The 13533-nt window shown below is 66.7% G+C and carries 11 protein-coding genes and 1 pseudogene; 4 read left to right on the forward strand and 8 right to left on the reverse strand.

The features are described from left to right. The 4 genes and pseudogenes from TSH64_RS05030 to TSH64_RS05045 all read right to left on the reverse strand — a co-directional run. Positions 1–198 (reverse strand): annotated as a pseudogene (locus TSH64_RS05030) (electron transfer flavoprotein subunit beta/FixA family protein); the annotation flags it as partial. Between the two features lie 142 nt (positions 199–340). Beyond that, positions 341–2005, reverse strand: coding sequence for an acyl-CoA synthetase (locus TSH64_RS05035; RefSeq protein WP_109095821.1), 1665 nt, complete (start codon positions 2003–2005; stop codon positions 341–343). Between the two features lie 157 nt (positions 2006–2162). Further along, positions 2163–2885 (reverse strand): response regulator transcription factor, encoded by a 723-nt coding sequence (locus TSH64_RS05040; protein WP_109095822.1) that lies wholly within the window; start codon positions 2883–2885, stop codon positions 2163–2165. A 79-nt stretch (positions 2886–2964) separates the two neighbouring features. Then, complete coding sequence (locus TSH64_RS05045) at positions 2965–5766, reverse strand: cache domain-containing protein (RefSeq protein WP_109452306.1); 2802 nt, start codon at positions 5764–5766, stop codon at positions 2965–2967. A gap of 217 nt (positions 5767–5983) precedes the next feature. Here TSH64_RS05045 and TSH64_RS05050 point away from each other — a divergent pair, with 217 nt between their 5' ends. Together TSH64_RS05050 and TSH64_RS05055 are read left to right on the forward strand one after the other, a co-directional pair. Further along, positions 5984–6307: a DUF485 domain-containing protein gene (locus tag TSH64_RS05050; RefSeq protein WP_109095823.1), complete on the forward strand. Its 324-nt coding sequence runs from the start codon at positions 5984–5986 to the stop codon at positions 6305–6307. Further along, positions 6304–7986 carry a cation acetate symporter gene (locus TSH64_RS05055; protein WP_109095824.1) on the forward strand — a complete coding sequence of 561 codons (1683 nt, stop codon included), beginning with the start codon at positions 6304–6306 and terminating at the stop codon, positions 7984–7986. The genes TSH64_RS05050 and TSH64_RS05055 overlap by 4 nt, the downstream gene beginning before the upstream one ends. A gap of 81 nt (positions 7987–8067) precedes the next feature. Here TSH64_RS05055 and TSH64_RS05060 read toward each other — a convergent pair whose 3' ends face one another. Next, positions 8068–8289: a hypothetical protein gene (locus TSH64_RS05060; RefSeq protein ID WP_109095825.1), complete on the reverse strand. Its 222-nt coding sequence runs from the start codon at positions 8287–8289 to the stop codon at positions 8068–8070. Positions 8290–8326: 37 nt separating this feature from the next. Next, entirely contained in the window at positions 8327–10369 is a 2043-nt protein-coding gene (locus TSH64_RS05065) for an ATP-binding protein (protein WP_109095826.1), read from the reverse strand. Positions 10370–10701: 332 nt separating this feature from the next. Between TSH64_RS05065 and TSH64_RS05070 the strand changes: the two genes are divergently transcribed. Then, entirely contained in the window at positions 10702–10944 is a 243-nt protein-coding gene (locus TSH64_RS05070; RefSeq protein WP_109095827.1) for a hypothetical protein, read from the forward strand. Beyond that, positions 10941–11174: a hypothetical protein gene (locus tag TSH64_RS05075; RefSeq protein ID WP_109095828.1), complete on the forward strand. Its 234-nt coding sequence runs from the start codon at positions 10941–10943 to the stop codon at positions 11172–11174. Before TSH64_RS05070 ends, TSH64_RS05075 begins: the two co-directional genes overlap by 4 nt. Before the next feature lie 45 nt (positions 11175–11219). On the opposite strand, the gene irrA is transcribed toward TSH64_RS05075, so the two are convergent. Then, on the reverse strand, positions 11220–11645 hold the full coding sequence (irrA, locus tag TSH64_RS05080) for an iron response transcriptional regulator IrrA (protein WP_109095829.1): 426 nt from the start codon (positions 11643–11645) through the stop codon (positions 11220–11222). Between the two features lie 261 nt (positions 11646–11906). Further along, the gene (locus TSH64_RS05085; protein WP_199237472.1) at positions 11907–13304 is read right to left on the reverse strand and encodes a nitronate monooxygenase; all 1398 of its coding nucleotides are present in this window, start codon (positions 13302–13304) and stop codon (positions 11907–11909) included. Between the last annotated feature and the right edge of the window lie 229 nt (positions 13305–13533).

A 13533-nucleotide genomic window follows, 5' to 3' on the forward strand; every position in this document is an offset into this window, starting at 1 on the left:
TGCCGGGCCGATGGAGACCACCACGATCTCGGTCGCCTTTCCGGCTTCCTTGAGACGGACCGCCTCTTCGACGGCAATCTCGTCGAAGGGGTTCATCGAGAACTTCACGTTCGACGTCTCGACCCCGGACTGGTCGGTCTTCACCCGGATCTTGACGTTGTAGTCGACGACGCGCTTCACGGCGCAGAGGATCTTCATGGCGCGGGTCCCTTTGGAAATGGGCGGCGTGCAGGCATGGGACGGTCTTGCCCCGCTCTCTCCCCCGTCAGATGGGGGCGAGAGCGGGCGCTTTGGCCGACATGCAGGTAAGGGTCAGGGAAAGGGCAATGCGCCCCGCCCCTTACAGACCCTCGGTCTGCTTGCGCAGGACGTATTTCTGGATCTTGCCCGTCGAGGTCTTCGGCAGCGGGCCGAACACCACCGTGCGCGGGCATTTGAAGTGGGCCATGTGCGACCGGCAGAAGGCGATGATGTCGGCCTCGGTTGCGGTGGCGCCGTCCTTCAGCGTGACGAAGGCGCAGGGCGTCTCGCCCCACTTCTCGTCATGACGGGCGACGACCGCGGCCTCCAGCACCTCGGGGTGCTTGTAGAGGACATCCTCCACCTCGATGGACGAGATGTTCTCGCCGCCGGAGATGATGATGTCCTTCGAGCGGTCCTTGATCTCGACATAGCCGTCCTCATGCCAGACGGCGAGGTCGCCGGTGTGGAACCAGCCGCCGGCAAAGGCCTCTTCGGTCGCCTTGGGGTTCTTCAGATAGCCCTTCATGACGTTGTTGCCGCGCATCATGATCTCGCCCATCGTCCGGCCGTCCTTCGGCACCGGCTCCAGCGTGAAGGGATCGGCGACGACCACCGCCTCCAGCATCGGGCCGCGCACGCCCTGGCGCGCCTTGATCGCCGCCTTCTCGTCCAGCGACAGGCCGTCCCAGCGGTCGTGCCAGACGCAGACCACGGTCGGTCCGTAGCATTCGGTCAGGCCGTAGACATGGGTGACTTCCCAGCCCATGCGCTCCATCCCGGCGATGACGGCGGCGGGCGGGGCAGCACCCGCGACCATCACCTTGACCTTCTGCTCGATGCCCTGCTTCAGCTCGGCCGGGGCATTGTTCAGCATGTTGAGGACGATGGGCGCGCCGCAGAAGTTGGTCACCCGCTCGTCGCGGATCAGCGTCAGCACGGCGTCGGGGCGGACCTGACGCAGACACACGGCGGTACCGGCGGTGACCGCGATGGTCCAGGGGAAGCACCAGCCGTTGCAGTGGAACATCGGCAGGGTCCACAGATACACGGGCGCATCGCCCATGTTCCAGGACAGCGCGTTCGACACCGCGTTCAGGTAGGCGCCGCGGTGGTGATAGACGACGCCCTTCGGGTTGCCGGTGGTGCCGGAGGTGTAGTTCAGTGCGATGGCCTGCCATTCGTCGGCCGGCAGGGTCCAAGGGTGTTCGGCACCGACATCGCTGATGAAGGCCTCGTAATCGCGGTCGCCGATCAGTTCGCCGCCGCTGTAGGTCGGATCGTCGATATCCACCACCGGAATCGGCGCGTCGAGCAGAGCCAGCGCCTTCTTCGCGACCCCGGAGAACTCGCGGTCGACTATCAGGATCTTCGCCTCGCCATGCTTCAGGATGAAGGCGATGGCCTCCGCGTCCAGGCGGGTGTTGACAGCATTCAGCACGGCGCCGGCCAGCGGCACGCCGAAATGGGCCTCGAACAGTTCCGGCGTGTTGGCGGCCAGCATGGCGACGGTGTCGCCGGTGCCGATCCCCACATTCGCCAGCGCCGCGGCCAGACGGCGCACGCGGACGAAGGTCTCGGCCCAGGTCCGCCGGACCGGGCCATGGACGACGGCCAGCCGGTCGGGCCACACGGCGGCGGCGCGCTCCAGGAAGGTCAGCGGCGTCAGGGCGACGAAATTGGCAGCGTTGCGGTCGAGGTTTCGCTCGTACGGGTTTACGCTGGCATCGACGCTTTGAATCGCTGCGGCGGCAGTTTCACTCATCGGACCGTTCTCCCCAGGGGTTCTTTGTTGCGCGCCGGCATTGGGCGCGGCGGTGTTGGAAACAGCCTGTACCAGATCAGCTTTGCGCAACTTTCTCAGGATTATGACCAATTGTTATTGAGGATGTTGCGGCGCAAACGCAGGGGTGGCGCCACTTTCAGCGCAGCCAGCTCACGTCGCCGGCAAACAGGTAGCCGGCACCATAGACCGTCTTGATCAGCCGCGGCGCGCGGGGATCCTCCTCGATCTTCTTGCGGATGCGCGAGATGCGGACGTCGATGCTGCGGTCGTAGGGGAAATCGTCGCGATCCTGATCCGGGCCCTGGAGATGCTCGCGCGACAGCACGCGCTTGGGCGCCTTCAGCAGCATCAGCAGAAGCGAGGCCTCCGCCGCGGTCAGGCTCTCCTGCCGGCCATCGTCGGCGGTCAGCGTCAGGTTGCCGAGATCGAACACCCAGGGACCGAAGCGCGCCCGTGCGGTGTCCGCGGCGGCAGTCGCTCCGGCCAGCTGCTCGCGGCGACGGATGGCGCTGTTGACGCGGGCGACCAGCTCCCGCGGCTCGAACGGCTTCACGATGTAATCGTCGGCGCCAAGCTCCAGCCCCAGCACCCGGTCGGAGGTGCCGCCGCGCCCGGACAGGATGATGACGCCGAAGCGCACATCCTCCCACAGCTCGCGCACCAGGGTCAGACCGTCCATGTCCGGCAATCCGAGATCGACCAGACAGAGGTCGGGGGCCTGGCGCTGGATCGCCGTCCGCGCCTCCCGCCCGCTGGCCCAGCCGGTCACCTCATAGCCGTAGCTCTCCAGCACCTCCGTCACCAGCCGCCGGATGTCGGCCTCGTCCTCGATCACATAGATGCGCTTCTTCTGTCCCACGCGCGTTTCCCCTCGGCACTCGTCGCCCTGCTTTTTTCCAGGTGCGTTCTATTGGGTGCGTTCTATTTGCCCGATTGTATCAAGCCGGCGCGGGTTCGGCGGCGTGGCCGATGGCCGCCACCAGGTCCCGCTTGTCCCATGGCTTGCGCAGTATGACGGCATCGGCGGGAACGTCGCCATACTCGACAGCGAATCCACTGACCAGAACCACCCGCATGGCCGGGCGCAGCAGCCGGGCGCGCCGCGCCAGTTCCACCCCCGACAGGCCGGGCATCACGATGTCGGAGACCAGCAGCGACAGCCCGTCGATCTGCTCCACCAGCTCCGCCGCCTCGTCGCCACTCGCAGCCTCCACCACCGAGAAGCCGAGGTCGACCAGCTGCTGCCGCATCACCTGCCGGACATCGTCATTGTCCTCCGCCACCAGCGCCAGCTGGCCGGACCAGCCTCCGGGCTGCGGTTCGGCCGTTGCCGTTTCGGCCTCCTGCAGGCGGGGCACCGGTTCGGCACGCGGCAGCAGCAGGGTAACGGTCGTCCCCTCCTCCGGCCGGCTGTCGATGCGCAGGTAGCCGCGCGACTGCTTGACGAAGCCGTAGACCATCGACAGCCCCAGGCCGGAGCCGAGGGCCTTCGTCGTGAAGAAGGGCTCCACCGCGCGGGCCAACGCCTCAGGCGTGAAGCCGGTGCCGGTGTCGGTGACACGGATTTCCAGATAATCGTCGGGCCGGACCGGCTCGTCGAAGGACTGATCGCCCTCCAGCTTGCGGATGCCGACCGCGATGTCGAGCCGACCGCCAATGGGCATGGCGTCGCGCGCGTTGATGGCGAGGTTGACCAGCGCGTTCTCCAGCTGGGTCTGGTCGGCTATGGTCCAGCAGTCCCGCCCCTCCTCCGGCACCCCGATGGCGATGGAACTGGGGAAGGAGCGGCGCAGCAGAACCGCCATGTCGCGCAAGAGGCCGCAAAGCTCGATCGGCTCCGGCTTCAGCGGCTGCTGGCGGGAGAAGGCGAGCAGGCGGGCGGTGATGTCGGCACCACGGCGGCCGGCGCGCTGGGCCGGCTCCAGATAGGCTTCGAGCCCCTCCACCGCCGCGTAGCGGTCGCGCGCCGCCGACAGGTTGCCGATGATGATCGACAGTAGGTTGTTGAAGTCGTGCGCCAGTCCGCCGGACAGCTGGCCAACCGCCTTCAACCGCTGCGCCTCCACCAGCTGGCGCTCGGTCTGCTTCTCGTCGGTGACGTCGAGGGTCAGGACGAACAGACCGGTGACCGCGCCCTCCTCGCCCAAGCCATGCACCCGGCCCTCCCCGCGGTGGGGAATGAGTGTAGTCTTGGTCACCATCTCGCGCCCGTCGCGCGGGAAGGCGTATGCGAAGGTGACCACCTCCCCCGACAGGCAGCGGTCCAGATGGGGACGCAACGCCGCCATCGCCCGACGACCGACGACCGACGCCAAGTCACGGCCGATGACCGACGCCTTGTCGCGACCGACCAGGTCTGCCCAGCGCAGGTTGGCGAAGGTCAGCCGACCGTCGCGGTCCAGTCCGGCGATGCTGGCGGGGATCGCATCCAGGATCACGCGCTGCCGGGTCTCCGCCTCCGCCAATGCGGCGGTGCGGTCGCGCACCCGGCTGTCCAGCGTGGCGACGGTGTCGCGCAGCTGGCGCACCATGCCGTCGAAGGAGGCGGCCAGCAGGCCGATCTCGTCGCCGCGGCGGATGCCGCTCTGGGCACCGAGGTCTCCGGCCCTCACCTGCACCGCGGTGTCGGCCAGCCGGCGCAGCGGCCGCACCAGCCGCCCGACCGCGATGTAGCCCAGCAGGCTTCCCGCCGCCATCAGCGCCATGCCGATGGCGAGGATGCGGTTGCCCAGCACCACCGACGACCGCCGCAGCTCGTCGACATAGACCGACGAGGCGATGTACCAGTCGAACCCCTCGAAATGCCGGACCCAGCTGATCTTCTCGTAGGCGTAATTGCCGGGATCGTCGGGCTTGTCCCACAGATAGGTCAGCGGCTCCCCCTTTGCCGCGGCGACCTTCAAATCCTCGGCGATGGGACGGCCGGTGGCGGAGTTCAGCCGGTCGCCGAAGGCCGTGCCCTCGATGTTCGAATTCGGGTGGATGATCATCCGGTTCGCCGAATCGAAGATATAGAGATAGCCGGTGCGGGCGATCCGCAGCTTGCGCAGGGCCTGGCGCAGATCCTCGATGGCGTCGGCCTTGCGCCGCTCCACCTCGGCATCGACATCGGCCAGATAGGCGCCGGTGCCGACGATGATGCCGCGCCTGGGCAAATCCTTGAAGAAGCTGAGCTTCGGCGCCCGCTCGTCGCCGTTCGGCCGCCACCACGGATAGGTCTGGAACCCCTCCCCCTCGCGCTTGGCGGTGGCGACAATGGTGGGCAGGATGTGGCGGCCCAGATTGTCGCGCAGATCGTCGGCCTTGCGCCCCTGATAGTCCGGCGAGGGGTGCGACAGGATCACCGAATCGTAGCCGATGGCCCACACATAGTCGCCGTTGCCGTAGCGGAAGGCGTGCAGCCCCTCCATCGCTTCGCGCCTTGCCTGCTCCATCGTGATCTCGCCGCGGTCGGCGCGGGCATAGACATGCTCGATATAGCCGACCGCCAGTTCCAGCACGTCGCGCAGCCGGGTCTTGTAGGAATCGACGGTCGCCACCCGCTGCTCCTCCAGCCCGCCGCGGATGCGGCTGACCAGTTCAAACACGTTGTCGAGGATGGTGCGGCTGGCGTCGCGTTCGATCTCGTAGGCCTTCTCCTCGATGAAGGGGACCGAGAAGACGTAGGCCGCCGCGGAGAACAGCCCGAGCGAGACCAGGATCGCCGAGAACAGCCGGAGGAACAGGGGCGAACGGATCATTTTCCGGGCGGGGGTGGCGGAATGCGGGGGCGATGGAATCCCCGCCATCATTCCAGCTTCACCGCCGCGGCTCAACGCGAATCAGTGGGATTGTTGCCTGAATTACCCTGAAACAATTCGTCATATTTCCGGGAAATTTGCGAAACAGTGTTTTGTTAGCCGGAAGGACATAAGCCCAAACAGGGCGACACAAGGACGTTCAGCGTCTGGAGGAAACATGCACTCCCCCGCCAACACTCCCGTCTACGAGAGGGTTCGCCGGAACCCCAAATTCCACGAGCTGGTGCGCCAGCGCAGCCGGCTGGCCCTGGTCCTGTCGGCCATCGTGCTGGTCGGCTACTACGCCTTCATGATGGTGGTCGCCTTCGCTCCCGGCCTGCTGCACAAGCCGATGTCCGACGAGTCGTCGCTGAGCGTCGGCTTCCCCATCGGGGCGGCGATCATCATCCTGTCCTGGCTGCTGACCGGCGTCTATTCCCATTTCGCCAACGGCCGCTTCCAGGACCTGACCGACGAGATCACGCGGGAGACGCTGCAATGATCGCCCGCCGGATCCTTGTTGCGGCCAGCGCCGCCATCCTGGCCGCCGCCCTGTCTGCCGTGCCGGCGCTGGCCGCCGGCGATGTCGGGCAGCTGGAAAAGCAGCCGATCAACCTGTCGGCCATCGGCATGTTCATCGCCTTCGTGGTGATGACGCTGGGCATCACCTATTGGGCGGCCAGCCGCACCCGGTCCACCTCCGACTTCTACACCGCGGGCGGCGGCATCACCGGCTTCCAGAACGGCTTGGCGATTGCTGGCGACTACATGTCGGCGGCGACGCTGCTCGGCCTGTCGAGCCTGGTGTTCGCCAAGGGCTATGACGGCTTCGTCTACACCATCAGCTTCTTCGTCGGCTGGCCGATCATCCTGTTCCTGCTGGCCGAACGGCTGCGCAACCTCGGCCACTTCACCTTCGCCGACATCGCCTCATACCGGCTGGACCAGGGCAAGATCCGCACTTTCGCCGCCATCGGCTCGCTGACGGTGGTGTGCTTCTACCTGATCGTCCAGATGGTCGGCGCCGGCCAGCTGATCAAGCTGCTGTTCGGGCTGGACTACAATGTCGCGGTGATCGTGGTCGGCGTTCTGATGGTGGTCTATGTCACCTTCGGCGGCATGATCGCCACCACCTGGGTGCAGATCATCAAGGCGGTGCTCCTGCTGGGCGGCGGCATCCTGCTGGCTTTCCTGGCCCTGTCCCGCTTCGGCTTCAGCCTGGAGGCCATCGCCAGGAGCGCCATCGCCTCCCACAAGGACGGCGTGAAGATCATGGGGCCGGGCACGCTGCTGGCCGACCCGGTATCGGCGGTGTCGCTGTCGCTGGGCCTGCTGTTCGGCACCGCCGCCCTGCCGCACATCATGATGCGCTTCTTCACCGTCCCCAACGCGCGCGAGGCCCGCAAGTCGGTCTTCTACGCCTCGGGCTTCATCGGCTTCTTCTTCCTGATCGTCTGCGTGCTGGGCATGGCGGCGATCACCATCGTCGGCACCGACCCGCAGTTCTTCGAAGGCGGCAAGGTCGGCGGCAAGCTCATCGGCGGCGGCAACATGCCGGTGATGCATCTGGCCAAGGCGCTGGGCGGCGACCTGTTCCTGGGTTTCCTGTCGGCGGTCGCCTTCGCCACCATCCTGGCGGTGGTGTCGGGTCTGGCGCTGGCCGGCGCGTCCGCCATCGCCCACGACCTCTACGCCCGCGTCATCCGCAAGGGCGAGGCGACGGAGCGCGAGGAGATGCGCGTGTCCAAGATCGCCTCGCTGGTGCTGGGCGTCCTGGCCGTCGTGCTGGGCATCGCCTTCGAGAAGCAGAACGTCGCCTTCCTGGTCGGGCTGACCTTCGGCGTCGCGGCGTCGGTGAACTTCCCGGTGCTGATCCTGTCGATGTACTGGAAGGGGCTGACCACGCGCGGCGCGCTGGCGGGCGGCATCGCCGGCCTGATCTCCGCAGTGACGCTGGTCATCCTGTCCAACGCCGTGTGGGTGGTGGTGCTGAACAACCCGGCCCCCATCTTCCCCTACGAGCAGCCGGCCCTGTTCTCGATGACGCTGGCCTTCATCGTCACCATCGTCGTCTCGAAGCTGGACAGCAGCGCGTCGGCCCGTGCCGAGCGCGAGGCCTTCGAGGACCAGTTCGTCCGCTCCCAGACCGGCATCGGTGCCGCCGCCGCGGCCAAGCACTGATCCCCTGACGGCCCGACGGCCCGGCACATTTTAGCGGAAAGGCGCTCTTCTCCAGTCCGGGGAAGGGCGCCTTTCCTTATGTCAGCCGGCCGAGACGCTGTTGTCCTTGCGGCGCGACAGCTGGATCTGCCCGTCCAGGCATTTGACGTAGCCGGTCTTACCCGGCTTCAGCCCGTCCAGGATGGTGACCAGCGCGCGGGGGATCGCCGCGAATTCCTTGGAGCCGCGCGACTGGCCGTTGTAGGCGGCGATGTGTGTGCGCAGCGTCTCCTTGGACACCGGCTTCCCGTCATTCCCGATCATCTCGTCCGCCTTTCGATGCTCTTGACCGCCGACAGGCTTACGCCGGCAACCCATCCGCCGCAACCGGCCGGCCGGTGCGGTCGGCGGGGAAACGGATGGTGGCGGCGGTGCCGCGGCCCGGTTCGCTGTCGATGGACAGGCTCCCGCCATGCAGGGCCATCAGGTCGCGGCAGATCGACAGGCCCAGCCCGGTGCCGCCGAACCGCCCGGAGATGCTGCTGTCGGCCTGCTGGAACGGCTCAAGGATGCGGGCCAGCGCGTCGGCGGCGATGCCGATGCCGGTATCGCGCACGGTGATGGCGATCCGGCCATCCTCCTCCCGCACCCCGCTTACCGTCACCCGGCCGCCGCGCGGGGTGAATTTGACCGCGTTCGACAGCAGGTTCAGCAGCACCTGACGCAAGGCGCGCTCGTCGGCCAGCAGATTGGGCAGGTCGGGGGGGCAGTCGACCGCCAGCGTCACCCCACCGACATCGGCCGGCACCGCGGCCAGCGCCCGGCAGGTCTCGATGGCCTCGGCCGGCTCCATCCAGCTTTCATCCAGCGTGTAGCGTCCGGCCTCAAGCTTTGACATGTCCAGCACGTCGTTGATCAGGTCCAGAAGGTGGCGGCCGCTGTTCTGCACATGACGGGCATAGTCGCGATAGCGCGGGCTGCCCAGCGGACCGAACAGCTCGTGCAGCATGATGTCGGAAAAGCCGATGATGGCGTTCAGCGGCGTGCGCAGTTCGTGGCTCATGGTCGCCAGGAAGGCGCTCTTGGCCCGGTTGGCGGCCTCCGCCTGGTCGAGCGCCGTGGCGAGCCTTTCGGCGGCCTCGACCCGCTCGGTGATGTCGCGCGCCTCGACCACCAGCACCGTGACGACGCCCCTGTCGTCGTAGACCGGCTTGATCGTCACATCCATCACGCGGGTGAGCCCGTCGGCGACCACATCGGTCTCGTAACGGACGAAGCGTCCCGAGGCCGCCTTTTCGATGGACTGGCGGAAAGCAGCCGCCAGATCGTCCGTGCGGGCCCAGCCGCGGAACTCCCAGGCGGGATGTCCGACCAGCGCTTCGGCCGGCAGGCCGGCCAGGGCGCAGGCAGGCCGGTTCAGCGCCAGCACCCGACCGTCCGGCGCCAACAGCCCCATGATCTGGAAACTGCTGTCGAACAGGGCCTGCGACCGCCGTTCGCTGGCGCGCAGCGCCTGCGTCGTCGTTTCCAGCCGGCCGAGCTGCCGCAAGGCCAGCCATGCCAGCAGCAGCACCACCACCGACACCGCTGCGGTTTCCAGAATGCGTTTCCAGCGGTCGTCGTACCAGCCGGCCAGCACGTCCTCGGTCCGGATGCGGACATAGACGTAAAGCGGCCACCCCGCCACACGGCGCACCGTACCGATGCGCTCCCGTCCCTCCGTGGGATCGAGACCGGACAGCGTCCGGGCATTCTCACCGGCAGGCAGACGCGGCAGGACCGAGGCGAAGAAAGCGCGATTCTCATCGAGAGCGCGCATTCCGCTCCGAGAATGGGACAGGACCATGCCATTCTCACCGTACAACAGAATGACGCTGAGCGGGCCGATGTCCTGGGTCGCATAAAGCCGGGCGAAACGGTCGAGATCGAGCACAGCCACCGCCATGGCGCTGCCGTTGGCAAGCGGACGGATTATCGCGGCCCGCCAACCGCCGTCGGCCTCGCGATAAGGCCCGACGAAGGCGCGCGACTCCCCCATCAACGCCTCAGCCAACGGGGAATGGGCGACATCGGTGGGCTTGTGCAGACCGGCAGCCTGCCGCACCCGGCCATCCCGCTCGACGATCATCAGAGTCCGCAAAGCCGGCCTGGGACCGATGGCCGCCCCCGATACCCCTGCCCCTTCCCCAACCAGATAGGCGGGAATCGTCCCCTCGGCCGCCGTCGCCCGAAGGGCATGGTCCGCCACGACCATGACCCGGCGGGCGTCCTCCTCCAGCAAGGTCGAGAGGTTGGCGGTCTGGCGCAGACCATCATGGATCGCCCGGTCGCGCGCCCGCTCAAGGTCGGCGTATGCGACCAGCCAGAAGCCGGCGATCACCGCCACAAGCAGGCCGATTCGCATCGCGGCGACGGGCGGAAGAGAGGATAAGCGCCACCACGTCCCGCGTGCGCCACCGTCCGGTTCGGAGAGATCCGTCAAAGGAAATGGTCCGCCGCGTCTGAATGCTGGAGAGACGTCAAGCCGGAACGGCCGGACGCGACGAACTGTAGCATGCCGGTGCGGGCATTTTCACGTCCGCTTACCCCTGATCCGGGCAGCATCAGGGATGCTTCGGCCGGCCGTCGTGCATGGAAGGAGCTTGGGGGAAAAGTTCCGGGAAAAGTTTGGCTCGACAAAGCCCGCAGCCCGCGCTTCTCTGCCCGGCGACGATGTGAAGGAGGATCCCGTCGGGCATGCTGCAGGATTTCATCGATAGCCTGTCCCAGGGGCCGCTCCTGGGGCTGATGCTGTTCCAGATCGCCATCGTCTGGCCGATGTCGCGCATCCTGCGGCGGGCCGGCTTCTCTCCGCTGTGGGCCCTGTTCTCCCTGGTGCCGCTCGGTCATGTCGTACCCATCGGCGTGATGGCGCACAGCCGATGGCCGGTGCTGCCGGCACGGCAGGCGCGCAAGGTCAAGGCACGGAGGACGGCATGACGGAAACCGTGATCCAGCTCGGCTTCTGGGAACTGCTGATCGGCTCCATCGTCACGATGTACATGCTGATCGCCGGCGGCTGGGTTCTGGCCAAGGCCGGGCGCAGCCCGCTGTGGATCCTGCTGCTGCTGTTCCCCTACCTCAACGTCCTGGCGGTCTGGGCCTTCGCCTTCATCCGCTGGCCTTTCGTCGACCGCGCCCCCTCCCCGACGCAGCCCGACGAGGGCTGAGCACCGGACCATCGGCAAGGGGACAGGATCGGACGTCATCCTTGATCAGATGTCGTCCTCGATCAGGCGGACGATCACGTCGACGCGGGCGACGCGGGTGCCGGCGGGGGCGGCCGGAAGGTTCTGCACCGTCAGCCGGTCCGCGGGGATGTCCTCCAGCCGGCCGGTGGATTCGACGAAGAAATGGTGATGGTCGCTGGTGTTGGTGTCGAAGTAGGATTTGCCCGCCTCCACCACCACCTCACGCAGAAGCCCGGCGGCGGTGAACTGGTTCAGCGTGTTGTAGACGGTCGCCAGTGACACCGGCAGGTCGGCTGCCTGCGCCTCGCCATGCAATTGCTCCGCCGTGACATGCCGGTCGCAGCCTTCGAACAGCATGCGGGCGAGGCCGAGGCGCTGGCGGGTCGGGCGCAGTCCGGCGCTGTTCAGCCGGTCGAGGGCTCGCTTGAAGGGGCGTTCGGCGGTCATCATGGGCGAGGCACCCGTACTGTCGACAGTGGGATCGGACACGGAGTCCAAAACAGAACCGCGGCACTAGGCCGCATTCTGTTTAAGAGTAAAACCATTCGGAAAGCTCACGCAAGCCATTGTCGCAGCGACGTCAATGGAGACATGGTTTGGAGAGCCGCCCGAACCGGATGACTGCCCATGACGGCCCAATGCAAAGGCCGCCGACGGTTTCCCGCCGACGGCCTTGCCAGACCGATGGATGTGGCCGGTGGATGCGACCGGTCAGTAGCCGGTGGCGATCCGTTCAATCAGCTGCTTCACCGTGGGGATGAAGCCGTCGTTATAGTAAGGATCGCTGGCGAAGCGGTAGGCGTTGTGCCCCGCGAACATCAGCTGGTTTTCGCAGTCGTCGGTGTGGCTGACCGCCTGGAGCGTCTTCTGGATGCAGAAGGAGCGCGGATCGGCGCGCTTGCCCGTCGTGCCTTCGTCGTTCTGCGCCCAGTTGGAGAAGCCGCAGGCCGACAGGCAGCCCATGCAGTCGACCTGATCGTGCAGGATCTTGTCCGACTGCTGGGGCGTGACGAAGACCAGCGTGCTGTCCGGCGTCTTCAGGGCGGTGGTGAAGCCCTGGGACAGCCAACCCTCGGCGCGCTGCTTGTCGCTTTCAGTCACGTAGACCGGACGGCCGCGCGGACCGACGGGGAATTCGGCCGAATGCTCGCCCACCGGCTTGGACAGATAGGCGACCTGACGCTCGGACCGGGCCATCAGGTCCAGCAGGAAGGGGTTCTTCACCGCAGACGAGTAGAAGCCGGTGGGGGAGAAGCGGTTCAGGAAGACGTCGCCCGGCTGCAGCGCCACCAGCTTGCGCTTCCACGCCATGGAGATCGGGCTCTCCTGGGTCAGCAGCGGACGGGTGCCGAACTGGAAGGCGACAGGCCCCAGGTCGGGATTGTCGATCCAGTCCTCCCATTCCGACAGCCACCAGACGCCGCCCGCCATCACGATGGGGGTGTCGTTCAGCCCGAAGCTGTTCATCATCTGGCGCAGGGCCAGGACGCGGGGGAACGGATCCTCCGGCTTCTGCGGGTCTTCGGAGTTGGACAGGCCGTTGTGACCTCCGGCCAGCCACGGATCCTCGTACACCACACCGCCGAGATGGTCCCGGAACTTGTGGTAGGCGCGCAGCCACAAGGCGCGGAAAGCGCGGGCCGACGAGACGATCGGATAGTAATGGACGCCGTAGCTCACGGCGATCTCGGCAACCTTGTAAGGCATGCCGGCGCCGCAGGTGACGCCGTGGATCATGCCCTGGGCGCCTTCCAGCACGCCATGCAGGATGTGCTCGGCGCCGCCCATTTCCCACAGGACGTTCATGTGGATACGGCCGTTGCCGTTCGACGTCTCGTGCGCGATGCGCGCCTGGGCGATGCCGCCCTCGATGCCGAAGGCGATCAGCTCGTTATGGCGCTCGCGCCGGGTCTTGCCCTTGTAGATCTGCGGCAGAAGGTTGCCGTTCTCATCATAGCTGTCGGCGTTGACACCCGAAAAGGTGCCAATCCCGCCGGCAGCCGCCCAGGCTCCGGAGCTTTCGCCGTTGGAAACGGCAATACCCTTGCCACCCTCGACGAGCGGCAGAACCTCCCGGCCGGACATCGGCAACGGCTTCAACGCCTTCAACGAACCCTCCAAAGACCGAACGTGGCATCCCGTGGGACGCCGGACCAAAGCGGCGGACTACCGGACGACGAAAAGCTCCGCCGGAATCCGCGTGGGTTCCGGCGGGATCGCCAGTGCGGTTCTATATATGAGGAATTGGCGCGCCCTACGAGCGGATTCATCCCCTCGCGCAAAAAACGTTCATGAATTGCCGCAGTCGCGAACGGAAGCGTCAGCATATCGACCGGTC

It is taken from the genome of Azospirillum sp. TSH64 (assembly GCF_003116035.1).
GTDB lineage: Bacteria > Pseudomonadota > Alphaproteobacteria > Azospirillales > Azospirillaceae > Azospirillum.

What these genes read in the sequence shown, in the direction of transcription:
- TSH64_RS05035 (WP_109095821.1), bottom strand. Translation starts at nt 2,005, where the DNA reads ATGAGTGAAACTGCCGCCGCAGCGATTCAAAGCGTCGATGCCAGCGTA.
- TSH64_RS05045 (WP_109452306.1), bottom strand. Translation starts at nt 5,766, where the DNA reads ATGATCCGTTCGCCCCTGTTCCTCCGGCTGTTCTCGGCGATCCTGGTC.
- TSH64_RS05050 (WP_109095823.1), top strand. Translation starts at nt 5,984, where the DNA reads ATGCACTCCCCCGCCAACACTCCCGTCTACGAGAGGGTTCGCCGGAAC.
- TSH64_RS05055 (WP_109095824.1), top strand. Translation starts at nt 6,304, where the DNA reads ATGATCGCCCGCCGGATCCTTGTTGCGGCCAGCGCCGCCATCCTGGCC.
- TSH64_RS05060 (WP_109095825.1), bottom strand. Translation starts at nt 8,289, where the DNA reads ATGATCGGGAATGACGGGAAGCCGGTGTCCAAGGAGACGCTGCGCACA.
- TSH64_RS05065 (WP_109095826.1), bottom strand. Translation starts at nt 10,369, where the DNA reads ATGCGAATCGGCCTGCTTGTGGCGGTGATCGCCGGCTTCTGGCTGGTC.
- TSH64_RS05070 (WP_109095827.1), top strand. Translation starts at nt 10,702, where the DNA reads ATGCTGCAGGATTTCATCGATAGCCTGTCCCAGGGGCCGCTCCTGGGG.
- TSH64_RS05075 (WP_109095828.1), top strand. Translation starts at nt 10,941, where the DNA reads ATGACGGAAACCGTGATCCAGCTCGGCTTCTGGGAACTGCTGATCGGC.
- irrA (WP_109095829.1), bottom strand. Translation starts at nt 11,645, where the DNA reads ATGATGACCGCCGAACGCCCCTTCAAGCGAGCCCTCGACCGGCTGAAC.